The organism is Clostridium sp. Marseille-P299 (assembly GCF_900078195.1).
Classification (GTDB): Bacteria; Bacillota; Clostridia; order Lachnospirales; family Lachnospiraceae; genus Lachnoclostridium.
The window spans coordinates 179,496-196,967 of sequence record NZ_FJVE01000006.1; the positions used below are offsets into that span (position 1 = coordinate 179,496).

General features: G+C 32.1%; 15 protein-coding genes. 3 read left to right on the forward strand and 12 right to left on the reverse strand.

The annotated features are described in order from the left end of the window. Window positions 1-14: 14 nt before the first annotated feature. The 5 genes from eno to BN4220_RS04815 all read right to left on the reverse strand — a co-directional run bounded on the left by eno (window position 15) and on the right by BN4220_RS04815 (window position 6,954). A complete protein-coding gene (gene eno, locus BN4220_RS04795) occupies window positions 15-1,325 on the reverse strand; it encodes a phosphopyruvate hydratase (RefSeq protein ID WP_066714274.1) in 1,311 nt (436 codons plus the stop codon). A 278-nt stretch (window positions 1,326-1,603) separates the two neighbouring features. Beyond that, complete coding sequence (uidA, locus tag BN4220_RS04800; RefSeq protein ID WP_066714276.1) at window positions 1,604-3,406, reverse strand: beta-glucuronidase; 1,803 nt, start codon at window positions 3,404-3,406, stop codon at window positions 1,604-1,606. 90 nt (window positions 3,407-3,496) lie between these two features. Further along, the gene (locus BN4220_RS04805; RefSeq protein WP_066714277.1) at window positions 3,497-4,345 is read right to left on the reverse strand and encodes an SDR family oxidoreductase; all 849 of its coding nucleotides are present in this window, start codon (window positions 4,343-4,345) and stop codon (window positions 3,497-3,499) included. A gap of 133 nt (window positions 4,346-4,478) precedes the next feature. Continuing rightward, entirely contained in the window at window positions 4,479-5,528 is a 1,050-nt protein-coding gene (uxuA, locus tag BN4220_RS04810) for a mannonate dehydratase (protein WP_066714279.1), read from the reverse strand. 40 nt (window positions 5,529-5,568) lie between these two features. After that, the gene (locus BN4220_RS04815; protein WP_066714280.1) at window positions 5,569-6,954 is read right to left on the reverse strand and encodes an MFS transporter; all 1,386 of its coding nucleotides are present in this window, start codon (window positions 6,952-6,954) and stop codon (window positions 5,569-5,571) included. A gap of 244 nt (window positions 6,955-7,198) precedes the next feature. On the opposite strand from BN4220_RS04815, the gene BN4220_RS04820 reads away from it, so the two are divergent. Further along, entirely contained in the window at window positions 7,199-8,095 is an 897-nt protein-coding gene (locus BN4220_RS04820; protein WP_066714284.1) for an AraC family transcriptional regulator, read from the forward strand. A gap of 132 nt (window positions 8,096-8,227) precedes the next feature. On the opposite strand, the gene BN4220_RS04825 is transcribed toward BN4220_RS04820, so the two are convergent. The 4 genes from BN4220_RS04825 to BN4220_RS04845 all read right to left on the reverse strand — a co-directional run bounded on the left by BN4220_RS04825 (window position 8,228) and on the right by BN4220_RS04845 (window position 12,552). Next, window positions 8,228-9,589 carry a cell wall hydrolase gene (locus tag BN4220_RS04825; protein ID WP_066714286.1) on the reverse strand — a complete coding sequence of 454 codons (1,362 nt, stop codon included), beginning with the start codon at window positions 9,587-9,589 and terminating at the stop codon, window positions 8,228-8,230. Between the two features lie 251 nt (window positions 9,590-9,840). Next, on the reverse strand, window positions 9,841-10,728 hold the full coding sequence (locus tag BN4220_RS04830; protein ID WP_066714288.1) for a GNAT family N-acetyltransferase: 888 nt from the start codon (window positions 10,726-10,728) through the stop codon (window positions 9,841-9,843). A gap of 53 nt (window positions 10,729-10,781) precedes the next feature. Continuing rightward, window positions 10,782-11,669 (reverse strand): DUF2156 domain-containing protein, encoded by an 888-nt coding sequence (locus BN4220_RS04835; protein WP_066714290.1) that lies wholly within the window; start codon window positions 11,667-11,669, stop codon window positions 10,782-10,784. A gap of 256 nt (window positions 11,670-11,925) precedes the next feature. Then, the gene (locus tag BN4220_RS04845; protein ID WP_066714294.1) at window positions 11,926-12,552 is read right to left on the reverse strand and encodes a CBS domain-containing protein; all 627 of its coding nucleotides are present in this window, start codon (window positions 12,550-12,552) and stop codon (window positions 11,926-11,928) included. A 308-nt stretch (window positions 12,553-12,860) separates the two neighbouring features. On the opposite strand from BN4220_RS04845, the gene argH reads away from it, so the two are divergent. Further along, window positions 12,861-14,243 (forward strand): argininosuccinate lyase, encoded by a 1,383-nt coding sequence (argH, locus tag BN4220_RS04850; RefSeq protein ID WP_066714296.1) that lies wholly within the window; start codon window positions 12,861-12,863, stop codon window positions 14,241-14,243. Between the two features lie 52 nt (window positions 14,244-14,295). Beyond that, entirely contained in the window at window positions 14,296-14,718 is a 423-nt protein-coding gene (locus BN4220_RS04855) for a CBS domain-containing protein (protein ID WP_066714298.1), read from the forward strand. Between the two features lie 162 nt (window positions 14,719-14,880). On the opposite strand, the gene BN4220_RS04860 is transcribed toward BN4220_RS04855, so the two are convergent. The 3 genes from BN4220_RS04860 to BN4220_RS04870 form a co-directional block, all read right to left on the reverse strand. Next, window positions 14,881-15,534, reverse strand: coding sequence for an SdpI family protein (locus tag BN4220_RS04860; RefSeq protein ID WP_066714300.1), 654 nt, complete (start codon window positions 15,532-15,534; stop codon window positions 14,881-14,883). Window positions 15,535-15,595: 61 nt separating this feature from the next. Further along, complete coding sequence (locus tag BN4220_RS04865) at window positions 15,596-15,862, reverse strand: autorepressor SdpR family transcription factor (protein WP_066714301.1); 267 nt, start codon at window positions 15,860-15,862, stop codon at window positions 15,596-15,598. A gap of 12 nt (window positions 15,863-15,874) precedes the next feature. After that, window positions 15,875-17,461: a hypothetical protein gene (locus BN4220_RS04870; RefSeq protein ID WP_066714303.1), complete on the reverse strand. Its 1,587-nt coding sequence runs from the start codon at window positions 17,459-17,461 to the stop codon at window positions 15,875-15,877. Window positions 17,462-17,472 lie beyond the last annotated feature (11 nt).

The window sequence follows — 17,472 nt, forward strand, 5'->3', positions numbered from 1 at the left end:
CTCCTCCTTATTTATTAAATTACTTTAAAGGCATTTTTTCCTGGATATATTGCCGATTTACCTAATTGTTGTTCGATTCTTAATAATTGATTATATTTTGCAACACGATCCGTTCTTGAAGGTGCACCAGTTTTTATTTGACCAGCATTCATAGCAACCGCAATGTCTGCAATGGTTGTATCCTCTGTCTCACCCGAGCGATGTGAAATAATAGCAGTCCAGCGTTCGTTCTTTGCCATTTCAATGGCATTTAAGGTTTCCGTTAATGTTCCTATTTGGTTGAACTTAATTAATACTGAGTTTGATACTCCCATCTGAATTCCTTTTGAGATTCGGCTTGTATTAGTAACAAACAAATCATCACCAACGAGTTGAATACGTTTTCCCAAACGTTCGGTAAGCTTCTTCCAGCCTTCCCAGTCCTCTTCCGCAAGACCATCCTCTAAGGATATAATCGGATATTTATTGCAAAGTCCTTCCCAGTAATCAATCATTTGATCTACAGTTTTTACTTCACCAGATTTCCAGAATAGGTAATCCCCTTCTTTTCCGATCTTTTTGGCCTCATCATACATTTCTGTCGCTGCTGCATCCATAGCAATTAAGAAATCATCTCCTGGATTGTATCCTGCCTTTCTAATGGCTTCCACAATATATTGTAATGCTTGCTCATCCGAACTAAAATTAGGTGCAAATCCACCCTCATCTCCAACTGCTGTCACATAGCCATCCTGCTTTAGTAACTTTTTCAAAGTATGAAATACCGTTGCACTATGTTCTAGTGCTTCTTTAAATGACTTTGCTCCAACTGGCATAATCATAAACTCTTGTATATTCAAACTTGAATCTGCGTGTTTTCCTCCATTGATAATATTCATCATTGGTACAGGTAATGTTCTAGCGTTTGTACCACCAAGATACTGATATAATGGAAGTCCAACAGCAACTGCAGCTGCTTTTGCCGTTGCTAATGAAACAGCTAAAATTGCGTTGGCTCCTAATTTACCTTTGTTATCTGTACCATCCGCAGCAATCATTGCCGCATCAATTTCTACTTGATTTAGCGGGTTTCTACCATAAACAGCCTCTGAAATTTCGTTTGTTACATTTTCCACTGCTTTTAAAACACCATTTCCAAGATATCTACTTTGGTCTCCATCTCTTAATTCCACTGCTTCAAAGGCCCCAGTGGATGCTCCAGACGGTGCTGCAGCCGTTCCACTACTACCATCGCTTATTACAACTTCAGCCTCTACGGTTGGATTTCCTCTAGAATCCATGATTTCCCTACCAACAACTTTTTCAATACATAATAACTGTTTCATCGTATATCCTGCCTTTCAAATTTTCATTAATCTGTATAAACTCACTCCTTCTCATTTATATCCAATTCCATTGAAAACTATACTTATAACGTAAAAAAGTAAGGCTAATTCAAAAATGAATTGCCTTACTTTTTTAATCCCATTCTTATTACTTATTCATACATACTTATTAAGTACTCATATTTATAATTTAAACCAATTAAACATTTATACTCATTATCTATTTATACTTATTAATTATTTATACCATTAATTTTTTACTTATTTATACTTAGTAATTATTTTTCCTTGTATCCGAAATTAGGGATTTCACTCCATCTACGTTTTAAGTAGTGAGCAGCTAATTTAGGACGTCTATCTCTAGTAAATACACCTTTTTTGTTACCATCTACACGGTTGATTCCCTGGATTGTTGCAAAATCTGCAAAGTTCCATACTTGTTCACCGATAAAGAAATCAGTCTTATCAAAGATTTCATGATTTGCTTCAAGATAATCTACTTGATATTCTTCAGTAAACATAGTTGGTGTTGTTAAATGTAAACCTGCTACAGTATCTGCACCGTATTCAGTAAACATAAGTGGTTTATTATATTGTTTCCAATAATCAAATTCTATTTGAAGTGCTTGTTTTGCAGCATTTAAGTCACCACCATAGATGTACCAACCATAATAACGATTTAAACAGATAACATCTGTCATTGGTAATGTCTTATCTCCTTCGTATCCCATTTGAACACCTACAATAGTTACAGGACGGCTTTCTGGGTCACATTCGTGAGCTAAGTCATAAAGTGGTTTATAGTATTCATATGCACTATCTGGGAAGGTGATTGTATCACTTTCATTTGCAAGAGACCACATAACTACACATGGATGATTTTTATCTCTAGCAATCATATCTACAATAACATCATGGTGATGTTCATGTGTTCTTAATATTTTAAAGCTATCTACTGGTACTGGTCCTTTTGTTGCACCAAAGTTCATTGTAACACCAACGGCTGGAGTTTCATCAATTACCACGATACCTTCACGATCACATAAATTCATCATTTCTTCTGAATATGGATAGTGGCTAGTTCTAAAGGAGTTTGCTCCCATCCATTTCATAAGGGAAATATCTTTTACATTAAGAACCTCATCAATACCTCTTCCACGGAAGTTAGAGTCTTCATGTTTACCAAAACCTTTAAAGTAAAATGGTTCCCCATTGATTAAGAACTTTGTTCCCTTTACTTCGATGGTACGAACGCCAAATGTTTGATCATAAGTATCATCACCAAAACTTACTCTTGCTGTATATAAATATGCATTTAATGGTTGCCATAATGTTACATCATTAATTTTTACTTCACCAGTTGCTCCGTTGGAAGTTCCTACAACAACACCATCTTCATTTATAATCTCAACAGATACATTACCTTCTCCAACTGTTTCAACTGCGTAAGAAACTACTGCATCTTTGCCATCGACTTTTGAAGTAATTGTAATATCGCTAATATAGTTCTTAGGTGTTGTATAGATTTTAACTGGTCTAGTAATACCAGCATAATTAAAGAAGTCAAAGTTAGGAGCATTTTCTTTTTTAGGTGTTACCCCTGGCATAGCTGGTAGTGCAGAACCTAACATATTTCCACCAGTTTCACTACCTACTGGCAATGTACTTAAATCTATAACATTATCTACTGCAACTGTTAATAGATTTTCTCCTGCTTTGATATACTCGTTGATTTCAACTTCAAATGGTAAGAATCCACCTTTGTGTTCCTTAATTAATTTACCATTTAAATATACTTTTGCATAATGAGTTACTGCACCAAATCTTAATACTACACGTTCAGATGTAATTATCTTTGGTATTGCAATGCTTCTTTGATAAAATACATAACCATAATGGTCACGGAAGTTTACATCTTCTACTTGATCATTATAAGATGCAGGTACTGCAATATTGTAAGGATTATCAAGTTTTTTTGCATACCATTCATTATCAAAACCTGTACCGTCATCAAGTTTTAGTTCCCAAACACCAGATAAATCGATTAAGTTTCTCGATTCATTTAAAATTGGATATAGCATAGTCCACACTCTCTTTCTGTAACTTTAATACATTGCGAAATTATGATTTGTTCTATTTATGATTTCGCAGTTACCTATCTATTCTAATTTTTATACGCCTGAATAAGCACTAAATCCGCCATCAACTGGAATTACAACGCCAGTGATAAAGCCAGCAGCTTCTTTTGAAACTAAGAATAATAATGCTCCAAGTAATTCTTCTGATTCTCCAAAACGTCCCATTGGAGTTGCAGCTAAAATCTTTCCAGTTCTTTCTGTTGGAGTTCCATCTTCATTGAATAATAATGCTGCGTTTTGCTTTGTTGAGAAGAATCCTGGTGCAATTGCATTTACACGAATGCCTGTTTTAGCAAAGTGTACTGCCATCCATTGTGTAAAGTTACTAATCGCAGCTTTTGCTCCTGAATATGCAGGAATTTTTGTTAATGGAGTATATGCATTCATAGAAGAAATATTAATAACTGTTGCATCTTCTTTGTTTAACATATCTTCAACAAATACTTGTGATGGTATTAAAGTTCCAAGGAAGTTTAAGTTAAATACAAATTCAACACCAGCTGGATCTAAATTAAAGAATGTTACAAGATCTTTTTCTAAATCACCATCGAAATAGTATTCTTTTGTAGTTGTTGCACGTGGATTATTACCGCCTGCTCCATTAATTAAAATATCACAAGTTCCTAAATCTTTTCTAATTTCTTCCCTTGCGTTTACTAAGCTTTCTTTATTTAATACATCTACTTGGTATGCTTTTGCCACATAGCCTTCTGCTACGATTTCTTCAGCATACTTTGCAGCGGATTCAAGATTACGATCTAAAAGAGCAACTTTTGCTCCACACTTAGCAAGTGATTTTGCAAACATGCTACATAATACACCACCTGCACCAGTAACTACTGCTACTTTATTATTTAAATCTATATTGATTGGATTTTTCATACTTACCTCCATGATGCCACTTACGGCTTTTTTAAAACCTGGAAAAAGCACATTCTGTGCTTTTTGCCAGATTAAAATGTTTACTATTATTTACTTCTATCTATATACTAACTAACATGCTATAAATAAAATTTTATTGTTCTTTCATCTTGTCTAAAGTTTCCCAAATACCTGTTAGGTAACTTACACCAAGTGCTCTATCATATAATCCGTAACCTGGTTTTCCTGTTTCGCCCCAAATCATTCTTCCATGATCAGGTCTTAAGTAACCAGTAAAATTATTTTTGTGAAGAATACTCATAATTTTTACCATATCTAAAGAACCACAATCGGAGCAGTGAGCGCTTTCTTCAAAACTTCCATCGTCTAAGATTTTTACATTTCTTACATGCATGAAATGTAAACGTCCCATCTTAGAGAACTTATCAATCATAGAATAGATGTTATTGGATTTTACACATCCTAAGGAACCTGTACAAAGAGTAATTCCGTTGCTCTTGCTATCTACTAATTTAACAAATCTATCAAGATTCTCTTCTGATGTTATAATACGTGGTAAACCAAAGATATCAAATGGTGGATCGTCTGGGTGAATAGCCATCACTACGCCACTTTCCTCAGCTACTGGAATTATTTCTTTAAGGAAATATTCTAGATTGGACCATAAATCTTCTTTTGTAATTTTTGAATAATCATCAAATAATTTCTTTAAATCTTCTTTTTTGTAGCTAGAATCCCAACCTGGTAAAGATAATTCTCCAGTAAGAGGGTCCATTTTTTCGATTTGATCTTTGTAGTATACTAATGCAGTAGAACCATCTTCTAATTCTTTATCTAGCTGTGTTCTTGTCCAATCAAAAACTGGCATGAAATTATAGCAAATGCATTTAACTCCATATTTACCAAGTCTTCTAATATTTTCTTTGTAATTTTCAATATATTTATCTCTTGTATCTTTACCTAACTTAATATCCTCATGTACTGGAACACTTTCGATTACATCAAATGCAAGACCAGCGCTTTCAACTTTGTCTTTTAATTTTTTAATGCTTTCTTCGCTCCATACTTCACCAACTGCAACATCGTATACTGCAGTAACGATACTATTCATTTTAGGTATTTGTCTAATGTATTCAATCTTAACTGGGTCTTCTTCACCATACCATCTAAAAGATAATTTCATAAGTTATTCCCTTCTTTCTTAAATTTATTGATAATTCTAATTAATTATTGCTTCTTAATTTTTTATTTATCTCTTCTAATTTTTTTCTACCCAATGGATACCAGAATATTAAAATAAGAGCAACAAGTGCGTAACAAATCGCAGGTACTAAAGTTGCAATATTCTTGATTCCTTGTGCAACTTCAGGAGTTTGTACTACAGCCTCTCCTGTTTTAGCAGAAACATAACCGATTGCACCTAGTGCAAAACCTGTAAGTCCACCTGCTGCTGCTTGTCCAATCTTACGTGCAAAGGAATACACAGAATAAATTGTTGCATCTTCTCTTGTTCCTGTTACAAATTCATGATAATCTATTACATCTGTAATAAATGCCCATATTACTGTTGTGAAAAAACCACTACATACTGCACCAAAGAACATAATAGAGATATAAATCACTGGATTTTTTATTGGTAATAAAAACAATATGAAATAGATAACTGCTGCTAAAATCATTGCAACAGAGGCAGCTTCCTTTTTACCAAACTTTTTAATAATGCCTCCAACAAAAGGTGCTATAACAAGAGGTGTACCAAGTTGTATGATTGACGCTACGGTTAATGCAGTTGTATTATTAAAATAATCTGTAAATAAATAACTATTAAGACCTGTACCTAATAAAGATGATAATAACAACACAATAGCTGCAGCGATAATTGCCAATAAAGCTCTATTATTTTTTAAGCCTTTTAATGTTGCTGATAATTTTACTTTTTCATTTTTTTCTGTTGTAACAATGCGCTCTGTAGAACTTTTATAACAAATCATATAGCAAATAAATGCTACGATAGCAAATGCAATTGCTGTATAACGCATATGTGTCTTATCTAGTGCACGTACAGTCGTTCCGTTTACTTCTTTTTCAACAAAGCAAAACATTGGAACAATGAAACCAATAAAAATACCTGCGATTGCAGCACCCATACTACGAAACGTTGATAGGCTAGAGCGCTCCACTGGATCGCTTGTAATAACTGCTGCCATTGAACCATATGGAATATTTACTGAACTATAAATTGTTCCCCAAATAAGGTAAATAGCAAACATTAAAGCAGTTCCTGTGATTCCTGGCATTTTTTGAATCGGTAATCCAAAAAATATTAAACAGCCAAATATTACAAGTGGCAATGACATTCTACGAATCCAAGGTCTAAACTTTCCTTGCTTTGTTGCCTTTCTTGAGTCGATTACTCGTCCCCAAATAACATCTGAAAATGCATACCATATACTAGCAACGACCAGCAATGCTCCAACTGCTGCAGGAGATATTCCTAGAATATCTGTGTAATACTTCATTAAATATGATGATATTAGCAAGAAAAATAAATCATTTCCTAAATCACCAAACATATAACCAAGCTTGTCTTTCATGCCAAATTGGTTCATTGTCTTTCACTCCTTCATACCATTTAATTTTACATAAATAATTTCAAAGCTTTTATCCAAACACTCACAAGATAATTGTCACAAGTTCTATGGTATAAGTACTTTTTGTAAGTAAATCATTTAAGTATGTTAAAATTATATCACTTAATATTTACTAATGCCTTATATATATTGCTATTTTATGTGGTAATTCTTGCTCATATATGTTAATATGGATATATTAATTCATGAAGGAGCAATATTTATGAACAATTCATCTAATTTTGTTGTTAGATATGATATGGAATCCCCAAATTTTGAACTAAATTATCTTATAACTACAACACCTTTTCATATAACTTACCATAATCACGATTATCATGAGATATTATATTTCGTATCTGGACGTTTAAGATATATGATTGAAGGTACTGTTTATAATTTAAGACCAGGAGATATTTTAGTAACCCATAATAAAGAAATGCATAAACCTATCCTGGATGCCTCAAAGCCATATGAACGATACGTATTATGGATTCATCCTAAGTTTATTAAGGAGCTAAGTGATAATTTTGTTAATTTATCATCTTTATTTGAACAAGTATCTCAAGGTGATAATCATGTACTAAGACCTTCTAGTTCCATGCATACGCTAATATCAAATTTATTTTCAAATCTTGTAGTAACAAATTCAAATAGTAAATTTGGCGATTCGTTATTACAAAAGAGTTACTTGACCGAATTACTAATTTATTTAAATCGTGTAAGTATGGATAATCAGTACGAATCAGAAGGTTCATCGGAGTATGATCCTAGAATAAATGATATAATTAAATATATTAATGACAATCTTCATGATCAAATCTCCCTGGATGACATTGCCGAAAAGTTTTACTTAAGTAAATATCATTTATGTCGATTATTTAAGAAAAATGTTGGAATGACAATCTATCAATACATTATGAAAAAGCGCTTAATTATAGCAAAATCTTTATTAATTAGCGGTTCCAATGTACGAGCAGCTTTTATAAGCAGTGGATTTTCAGATTACTCTAATTTCTTAAAATCTTTTAAAAATGAATTTGGAGTATTGCCTAAGAATATATGTAGCAATTTAAATAGAAATATGTTAGATAGTCAATTGAATGATGCAAATCTTTGATTTCCTTAGTCTGTTTAGGATACATCCTAGCACACCCGCAATCCAACAGTGACACAGAGCCAAAAAAACGTATTATCTCGTTTAACCCAAATAGTTTAAACGAAATAATACGTTTTTTTATTATGATTTTAATTATCTTGTATAGAAAACATGGCATCCAAGAACATAGTATTTTGAGTAAGATGAATATTTAGCACTACTCTTCATTATAAAACTCATATAATTTCCTATGTTGTTATTGCCTGCAAGAGCTTCTACTGCCGCTCTTTTACAGCTTTCTGTTACTTTAGATTTGAATTTTTCTACTCTTCCTGAGTTAGCACCAGAGAATTGACCAGGAGCATAGATAACATCTTCAATTGTGTTGCCCCAATGACCACTTAATAATCTATTTACAATAACGTTAGCAACTGCTAGTTGACCTTCGTAAGATTCTCCAAGTGCTTCCATAGCAACAACTGTAGCTACTAAATAAATTTCTTCATCTGTAGCTTTTATCGCTGCACGATTTGTTGTTTCTGGTTTATATTTTTTAGCATTTTCAAGGGATTTAGAAACTTCTGCCGCTTTCTTTGCTTTTTCTTCAGCTTCTTTTGATACAGCCTTGTCTAAATCAAAAATTTCTTCTGTAAATTCGCTAGTGATATAAGCAACACCTGTTTCTCCATATTGAATTGCTTCCCAACCTGGAGTAGATAAATCACTTTTTAATACGTAAGTTTCGTCTTGTTTTGCTTCTCCAAGAACTTCACTATCTGTACTAGCTTCACTACGGATATTCACCTTACCAGCTGTAATTTTTACTTTAAAAGCTGCAAGTTTTGTAGCTTGATCAATTGCTTCTTGATCAAAATATAAATAATCATTGTTGACATATCCAGTTACATTACCTGAAGAAATTTTAGTCCATTCTTCTCCACGTTCTATAATCTTTGCATATGCATTTTTATTTAATTTACCAACCACCTCTGAATCTGAAGATGCTTCTTTACGGATGTTTAAAGATTCATTTACATTTGCAATTACTTTATCAAAGGTTACAACTTCTTCTACTTCTTCTGGTGTTTCTTCGGTATCCAATGATAAAAGACCAATCTCCATTTCATCTTCACTGGAAGCTAAGCTTATTCCTTCGTTTGCATCAGAAGCAACTTCTGTTGTTTGTTCGTTATCGGTATTATTTTGTTCTTCATTGTTTGTGTAAGTATCATCTATTGTCTTATCCTCTAAGACAGCTCTCATACGAAAGTTAACGAATTCTTCTGAATTTATATCTTTCGTATCTGTAATATCTTCAAGATTAAGTAATACTGAAGTAAAAATTTCTTCCTGCTTTTCACTTGTACTCTCTTTTTCATAGTCTGCTGCAAAAACTTTCTTATCTCTATTTTTTAACTGGTTCTTTTGTAGTAAGAAAACATCTGCTAACATCATTGTGATGAAGAAACACATGCCAATTACAAGCAAGGTTGTAATTTTATACTTTTTATTCATGGTTGACTATTCCTTTCGATGTTTATAGCTGTCTTGAAATGATATCTGATAGATTAAATATCATCTTTGTTACAGAACAACTACATAATCTAATGAATTGTTACGAATTTATTACATGATTATTGTACCAAACATATGAAATTCTGTCAACCTCTGGAACAAGATTTATAATTTTCCAGCATTTATAAGGCTTTGAACTAAGTCGAATTATGAAATATTATTTACTTTATTACAAATCAGTTAACATTTTATTAATCCAGAACTAAATTTAGATATGCTTCACCAGCACCTAGCTTCAATTTACTATGATCTATATTTCCATAAAACATTCCAAATGGTCTTAGTGTTCCATCTTTTAAATGATTTTTAGAGGAGCGAAACTTGATTTGATTGCATTTAAAATCATCTGCAAGAGCTTGAAATACATAAGGAATTTTACTAGCACTTAAGGAACTTTCCTTCACAACAATCATCCCCTCATGAATATAATACATGATAAAATAATTGTCCTCTCCAATTATAATTTTCTTAGTTTTTCCACCAAGAAACTCATTTTCTTTTATGGCATATTCTATTTCAGATATCCCCCAATTAATATATCCAAGCCCTTCAAAAAACTCGTCTCTAAGTTTTTTATATTCAAATGGAGTGATATCTCCGATGATAACTTCTTCATTAATCTCATTTTCTTTGAAACTACTTGCAGTTACCATATTTGAAAGATCATCGAATTCTTTTTGCTCTTCCTTCATATAGAATAAAGTCTGGTATCCTTGCTTTTGATAATACTGAAATAATTGTTCATTGGCAGGTACTAAAATAGTAGCAATGCCTTGCCTTATAAGCTCCTGATTCGCATAGCGTAATAATTTACCAGCAATTCCTCTTCCTCGATAATTTACCAAAGTTCCTACCGCATAAACATAGCGGACTGGTATATAACCATCCGCTGTTCTCATAGTCGCTGGAAGTAAATTCAACATACCAACAACCTTACTATCTTCTTTATATATAAGTGTTTCTTTTTCTAAACAGTGTTCTGAGAAAAAGAAATCAATATACTCATCGCTATCACCAAAACATTCTTTCCATAATTCTTTAATTCCTTTAAGGTCCTCATCCGTTGCAAAAGTAATCATGAATATCTCCTTTTCTAAGAAACCCTCAATACTATTTTAGTAAGCAAATCAAACTAAATTAGTCTTGCTACATACTTATCTAATAAAATATCAGGATAATAAGACGTCTTTGCCTTTCTAAGGCCTTCATCCCCTAGGTCTTCCTCACGATTTACATACATATACTCCTGACAATTATGTTGTACAAATTGCTGATTTATCATAGGATAAGCTCCTTGAATATTCGCAAATGCTTTTTCAATATGAATATCAAAGGTATCTTCCGTAATTTGACTTCCAACCGTATATGCAATCACTTTTCCTTCTCTTCGTATAAGACCACCAACTAAACCTAATTCTTTGTAATTTGCAAAAGCTTCTTTTACTGCACAGAGCTCGTGATTAAGACTTGGATCATCAATGCAATTGTACATTTTGCACCATTCATCATTCATTATTAGACAATCCTTCATATTACTATCTGAAATATCTTCATAATTCCAGTCTGGATTGTCTTTGAATCTTGCAATATGATTTCTTTTTCCATGTAGTTTCTTTCCTGCAAGATTACTTAACTTCTCAACGGTATAAATATATTCTGACTCATCTCGATTTGTAGTAATTTCAAAGCGATTTGGAAATAATTCATTTAATACATCCGCTTGCTCTTTTATCATACTTCTTAAAATAAATGGAATGTTTTTTTCCTTTGCATCTTCCATTAATTTTTCAATCACTTTTTTGATATCTCCTTGGCCAGCTGGATAACTATAAAATCTTTCCTCATCCTTGCCACTTCTTGAACAATAAAAACCATCAACATTTGCTATCTCAAGTTGATATTGTTTGCTCCAAATATAATTATTTACAAATGTATATTCACAACTACGTGAATTTCCTTGTTGTAAACATTTTTCTATCCATTCTCTATCTGTTATTTGTATCGGTCTAAATTCAATCATAATTTTCCTTTCGTTGCTTTTCTACCATGATTCTCTTATGGTAATCCTACTGTCATTATTAATAATATTTATTCTTTCCGTAATGTTGATAATTATCATAAAAGTACACTTTATTATTCCATGAACAAAATGCGTATATACTCTTGTTACTCCGATTACTTCGCCGTCATTATAAGATAAATTAACAAAAACCTGCCTCCTTTTTGCAACCTGTAAATATGTAACAAAAAGAAAAGCAGGTATAATATTTCGCATTTTATTTTGTATTAACTCTTACATCAAAACCTTTTTTAACGAGTCCTTTGACTACACTATCAAAGTGCTCCGTATCAATACGTACAAATATTTCTTGAAGTCCCATTGTTTCTGTATTAATTATAACAATATTCTTAATATTACCATCGTATTTAGCAATGGTTTCTGTAATTCTAGCAAGTGTTCCCTTGTAATCATAAGAGTAGATTGTAATTGTATTATAATTTTCCCCATATAATTTCTGATATTCTTTAAAGATTGCTTGCTGTGTTACAATTCCAATGAGCTCTTCTTTCTTATCAACAACTGGAATAAAACGAAATTTTGAAGATATAAACATTCTTGCTGCTTCTTCAATTGGTGTATTCTCTGAAATCGCTAGTAATTTAGTACGCATCATCTCACGAACTGGCAATTTAACAAATTCCTCTTTCGTCCCAGTAAACTCACGAAAAAATGTCTCATAAATATGCTGTTTTGATAAAGCACCCGCAAATTTTTTGTGATCAACAACTGGCATTGATAATAGATTATGCTCATCTATAATAGCTAATGCTTCCTCTATTGTATTATCTATAGATATACATTTTAAATCAACAAAAGGTTTCATAATTGCTTTTACTTTCATAACATTCACACGCCTTCCTGCTAATTATTATGGATAATCATAACCCATTTTCGTTACTCTTAGTATATTCAATTACTAAGATAGTTCTATAATTAATTATAATAATTTTATACTAAAAAAGCAAGTTCAACTTGCATATTCATTGAAAACAAGATACTATTATACAAGAAAAACATTAGTTTTTTTATGATACATCTTCGCTGCTTGTTTTAAATACTTTATAACTGCGAAGTGATACTATGTTAAGTTACCTAAATACAAATTATGTTGATAAGGCTGAAATGATAAACTAGAAAAGAGGTAATAATATGAAACTATGGGGCGGGCGCTTCACAAAAGAAACCAATCAATTAGTACATAATTTTAATGCTTCCATTTCCTTTGACCAAAAATTTTATCATCAAGATATTAAAGGTAGCATTGCACATGTTACAATGCTTGCAAAACAAGGAATTTTAACAAACGAGGAACGCGATAAAATTATTACAGGCCTTGAAGGTATTCTAAAAGATATTGAAGATGGTACTCTATTAATAGATGGTGCTAGCGAGGATATCCACAGCTTTGTAGAAGAAAATCTTACAAAACGAATTGGTGAAGCTGGCAAAAAACTTCATACAGGAAGAAGCCGTAATGACCAAGTTGCTTTAGATATGAAGTTATATATTCGTGATGAGATTACGGAGATAAAAGAACTTGTGTACAATTTACTTTTAACTCTTCATACTCTTATGAAGGATAATCTTGAAACTTATATGCCAGGTTTTACACATTTGCAAAAGGCACAACCAACGACGCTAGCACATCATTTGGGAGCTTATTTTGAAATGTTTAAACGTGACCTTAGTAGATTAGACGATACTTATACAAGAATGAATTATTCACCACTTGGTTCAGGCGCATTTGCAGGGACAACCTACCCTTTAGATCGTGAATATACAGCATCACTTCTTGGCTTTGTTGGCGCAACGAATAACAGTATGGACTCCGTTGCAGATCGTGATTATCTCATTGAATTATTAAGTGCTTTATCTACCATAATGATGCATCTTAGCCGTTTTAGTGAAGAAATTATTATATGGAATTCAAATGAATATCGTTTTGTAGAAATTGACGATGCTTACTCCACTGGAAGTAGTATTATGCCACAGAAAAAGAATCCAGATATCGCAGAGTTAGTTCGTGGTAAAACTGGTCGTGTTTATGGTTCATTAATTTCTATTTTAACCACCATGAAAGGCTTACCTTTGGCATATAATAAAGATATGCAAGAAGATAAGGAACTAACCTTTGATGCTATCGATACCGTAAAGGGATGTATCTCATTATTTACTGGGATGCTTTCTACAATGCGTTTTCGTAACGATGTGATGGCTGCTAGTGCAAAGAACGGTTTTACAAATGCTACAGATGCTGCTGATTATTTAGTAAATCACGGCGTAGCTTTTCGTGATGCCCATGGTATTATTGGTGAACTTGTACTATATTGCATTGATAAAAATTGTTCCTTAGATGATTTAAGCATTGATGAATTTAAGAAAATTTCTCCAGTGTTTGAGAATGATATTTATGAAGCAATTAGCCTTAAAACCTGCGTTGAAAAACGTAATACCAAAGGAGCACCTGGTCTTATTGCAATGAAAGAAGTATTATCTTCAAATGAAATGTATTTAAATAATTTATCAAAATAAAATGAATGTAAACTAGCTAATAACTGCCTTTTATTATTCGGAGGTAAACACAATGAATATTTTATACTTCTTAACTCCCAAAAGTGATGTTACTTATGTTTATGATGATTTTTCATTCATCGAAACATTAAATGTACTTGAAGAAAAACGTTATTCCGCAATACCAATTATTAATAAAAATGGTAAATATATTGGTACTTTAACAGAAGGTGACATGCTTTGGGCAATTAAGAATGACTTTGATCTTTCTGTACAAAACCCTGAGAAAATTCAAATTACGCAGGTTCAAAGAAGAAAAGATAATCAACCAGTGAAAGCAGATGCTAACATGGAAGATTTAGTGAGCAAAGCGATGAGCCAAAACTTTGTACCAGTCATTGATGACAATGGTATATTTATTGGAATTATAACTCGAAAAGATATTATACAATATTGTTATACACATTGTGAAAAACAGGAAAAAGTACGTAAATAAAATATAAAAAAAGCTGTAACAAAATAGAATTATTTTTGATATGATGCCTGTCAAGCAGACAAGTATCATATCAATATAAATACTATTATGCTACAGCTTTTTTATTATTATATTTTTATCTTGCACTCTTTTCTTAAGAAATTTGATCAAACTTTCCATATCTCATTTTAGATACTTTTCTCTACGAGTAATAAAATACGAATAATACATTGTAATAATTACTCCCACAATTAGAAACCATACAACAAACCGATTCAATATTTTATTTTGTACTACTCCAGCAATAATCATCAATAGCCCTTCTATCGCTATAATATATCCTAAAAAACGATTGGATTTCCTCCAACAATTATTGTCAGTCATTGTCAAATGTGTTCTTATTCCCACAAGGTAATTTCTTCTAACCGTTGGTAGATAGTTTCCTAATATAATGAAACAAATTCCAAACCCGATGGGAGCAATCATTTTATAATTGATATCTATTGATAATCCCGTTGAAACACTTACCCATGAAGAAACAATCATCATAAGAACTAATGGCCATCGTAACTTATTGCCTACCACGGGATGTTTCATTAAACTACTGTTTCCTGAATCTTTCATCAAAATAAAATCATGAAATAATAATATGAGAATTGGTGCTGCACCAATTAAAAAAATATACTTTTTATCCACGTAATTATCTATTTGCCATTGACTATTCCAATGTATTCCTATCTTCCCATCAATGAAAAAATAACTTAATGCACAGCCTATAAATGATAATGTAGCAATTAGGTATATTAACACATCCGATTTTGTTCTTTTATTCTCCATAGATACTTACCTCCATTTTGTAGTTTACTATAATAATTCAACTATTTCTTATCGGTTTGAATTATTGTTGTCCATGATTGCTAAAATCAAAAAACCACTTTACAATGTCTTGAAAAACTGTTGTATTTAGAGAATAAACAATATTTTGTCCCTGTCTCTCATCAATAACAAGACCAGCATTTTTTAAAATACTTAAGTGATGACTAATTGAAGGTTTGCTAATTTGAAAATATTCTGCTATCTCTCCTGCGTTTCTATCTTTCTCTGATAATAATTCAAGTATCTTTCTACGAGTTGGATCTGAAAGTGCCTTAAACGCATCGTTCAATTTATCTCCCCCTTATAACTTAGCCACAAGTTGATCTGCCTTTTTATTTAAATTCAAATGCATTAAAATTGAAACTACCAAAACAATAACTATGGTTGTGATTACTAAAAGTTCATAATTAATAAAAGAAAACACAAATATCATTGCAGTAGGAATTCCAACTGTTACCATAGGGCTTAATACTCCAATCATTGAGGCTGCACTTTGCTTCACAACAACTGTTTCATTAGTCCAATCAAATACAGGAAATTTCAAATTAATAAATAAGCCGAATACCGCAGTAAAATACGAATATGAAAGCGGTAACAAGATATTTAGAAGCATTTGAACCGCATTTAATTTAAATTGTATTCCTAAGAGAATCCCGCCAATTAGCACCGTTGGAACCGTTAAAGTCAAGTTTACTAGCATCTTTGATAAAAACCAATCACTTGCTTTAATAGGAGCTGATTTTATAATCCATAAATTTTTACCTTCCAGCGATATGGATGAAGATGTTGTGGATGCCATCGCTACCATTAAAGCAATTCCAAATGGCAGAGTTTGTTGAATGACTGTAAGTGCCTCTTTTGTTTCAAGAATCAATTTAATTTGTTCTGGTTGAACAAAAAACATAATAATTGATCCAAGAATAAGAAAAATTAATCCAAAGCTTGTATTCATTACATAAATAGATGTTGAAAAATATCTCTTAAGCTCCTTTTTATACAAAGCCTTTAACGAACTTACTTGATTTACTTCCTTAAATTCAAATTTTGATGAGATTCTTTGTGCCATAATTCCAGAATTTAATTTTCTAAATAACTTACCAACAATTACAGCAAAAGCAATAAATGCAACTACCGATATAGCAATAAAGCCTATATATGCAATAACGTTTCCTTCCGTAATTCCTTGTAAATATAGTTCAGCAAGGGGATACATCTGATTCATCTGATCTCTAAGCATTGTCCCTATTTGAGCTAATTGCTGCTCATTTTGAATAAATAATAAGGCAACCATAAGAAACATAAAAAACAAAATTGATAATACTGTATTGATTGCATTTTTATATTTAAAACGGCTAGAAACAGCAGCTAATACAACTCCAATAACGGATGCAAGTATAATTGGTATTAACGGTATAAAAAATACAGACAAAATTGTTAAGATATAAAAACTTATGTTAGGGTGCGCTAGGTATCCGTATACAATAATTCCCGGAATCATAATAATAATCGTAAAATAAATATTTATGATATACAATAGCAATACTCTACTTGCTACTACTGAACTTGTTTTTACTGGTAAGGACATAACAAGATCGTAATCCTTAAAACCGAATAACGTTCCTTTCACCTTATAAATAGTTGTAATTAAAGTAATTAAACAGGTAACTGCCATCAGAAATCCTGGAAGTACATCAAGCTCTCCTACCATTTGCATCACACTGCCCATTGACATGCTATAGGAAAAGGAAATAAATGAAAAAAGAAGAAATCCTAGCCCTAATATAGCTAAGGCACTCATTTGTTTTTTCTTGTCCTTTTTTTTCTTTATATTTAAAAAGTCAAGTGCAGAGCCAATCTGCATTCTTGTTAATGTTATAATTTGCTTCATAACAATCTCCA

Excerpts from the sequence above, each read along its gene's own strand:
- eno (WP_066714274.1), bottom strand. The coding sequence starts at position 1,325 with ATGAAACAGTTATTATGTATTGAAAAAGTTGTTGGTAGGGAAATCATG.
- uidA (WP_066714276.1), bottom strand. The coding sequence starts at position 3,406 with ATGCTATATCCAATTTTAAATGAATCGAGAAACTTAATCGATTTATCT.
- BN4220_RS04805 (WP_066714277.1), bottom strand. The coding sequence starts at position 4,345 with ATGAAAAATCCAATCAATATAGATTTAAATAATAAAGTAGCAGTAGTT.
- uxuA (WP_066714279.1), bottom strand. The coding sequence starts at position 5,528 with ATGAAATTATCTTTTAGATGGTATGGTGAAGAAGACCCAGTTAAGATT.
- BN4220_RS04815 (WP_066714280.1), bottom strand. The coding sequence starts at position 6,954 with ATGAACCAATTTGGCATGAAAGACAAGCTTGGTTATATGTTTGGTGAT.
- BN4220_RS04820 (WP_066714284.1), top strand. The coding sequence starts at position 7,199 with ATGAACAATTCATCTAATTTTGTTGTTAGATATGATATGGAATCCCCA.
- BN4220_RS04825 (WP_066714286.1), bottom strand. The coding sequence starts at position 9,589 with ATGAATAAAAAGTATAAAATTACAACCTTGCTTGTAATTGGCATGTGT.
- BN4220_RS04830 (WP_066714288.1), bottom strand. The coding sequence starts at position 10,728 with ATGATTACTTTTGCAACGGATGAGGACCTTAAAGGAATTAAAGAATTA.
- BN4220_RS04835 (WP_066714290.1), bottom strand. The coding sequence starts at position 11,669 with ATGATTGAATTTAGACCGATACAAATAACAGATAGAGAATGGATAGAA.
- BN4220_RS04845 (WP_066714294.1), bottom strand. The coding sequence starts at position 12,552 with ATGAAAGTAAAAGCAATTATGAAACCTTTTGTTGATTTAAAATGTATA.
- argH (WP_066714296.1), top strand. The coding sequence starts at position 12,861 with ATGAAACTATGGGGCGGGCGCTTCACAAAAGAAACCAATCAATTAGTA.
- BN4220_RS04855 (WP_066714298.1), top strand. The coding sequence starts at position 14,296 with ATGAATATTTTATACTTCTTAACTCCCAAAAGTGATGTTACTTATGTT.
- BN4220_RS04860 (WP_066714300.1), bottom strand. The coding sequence starts at position 15,534 with ATGGAGAATAAAAGAACAAAATCGGATGTGTTAATATACCTAATTGCT.
- BN4220_RS04870 (WP_066714303.1), bottom strand. The coding sequence starts at position 17,461 with ATGAAGCAAATTATAACATTAACAAGAATGCAGATTGGCTCTGCACTT.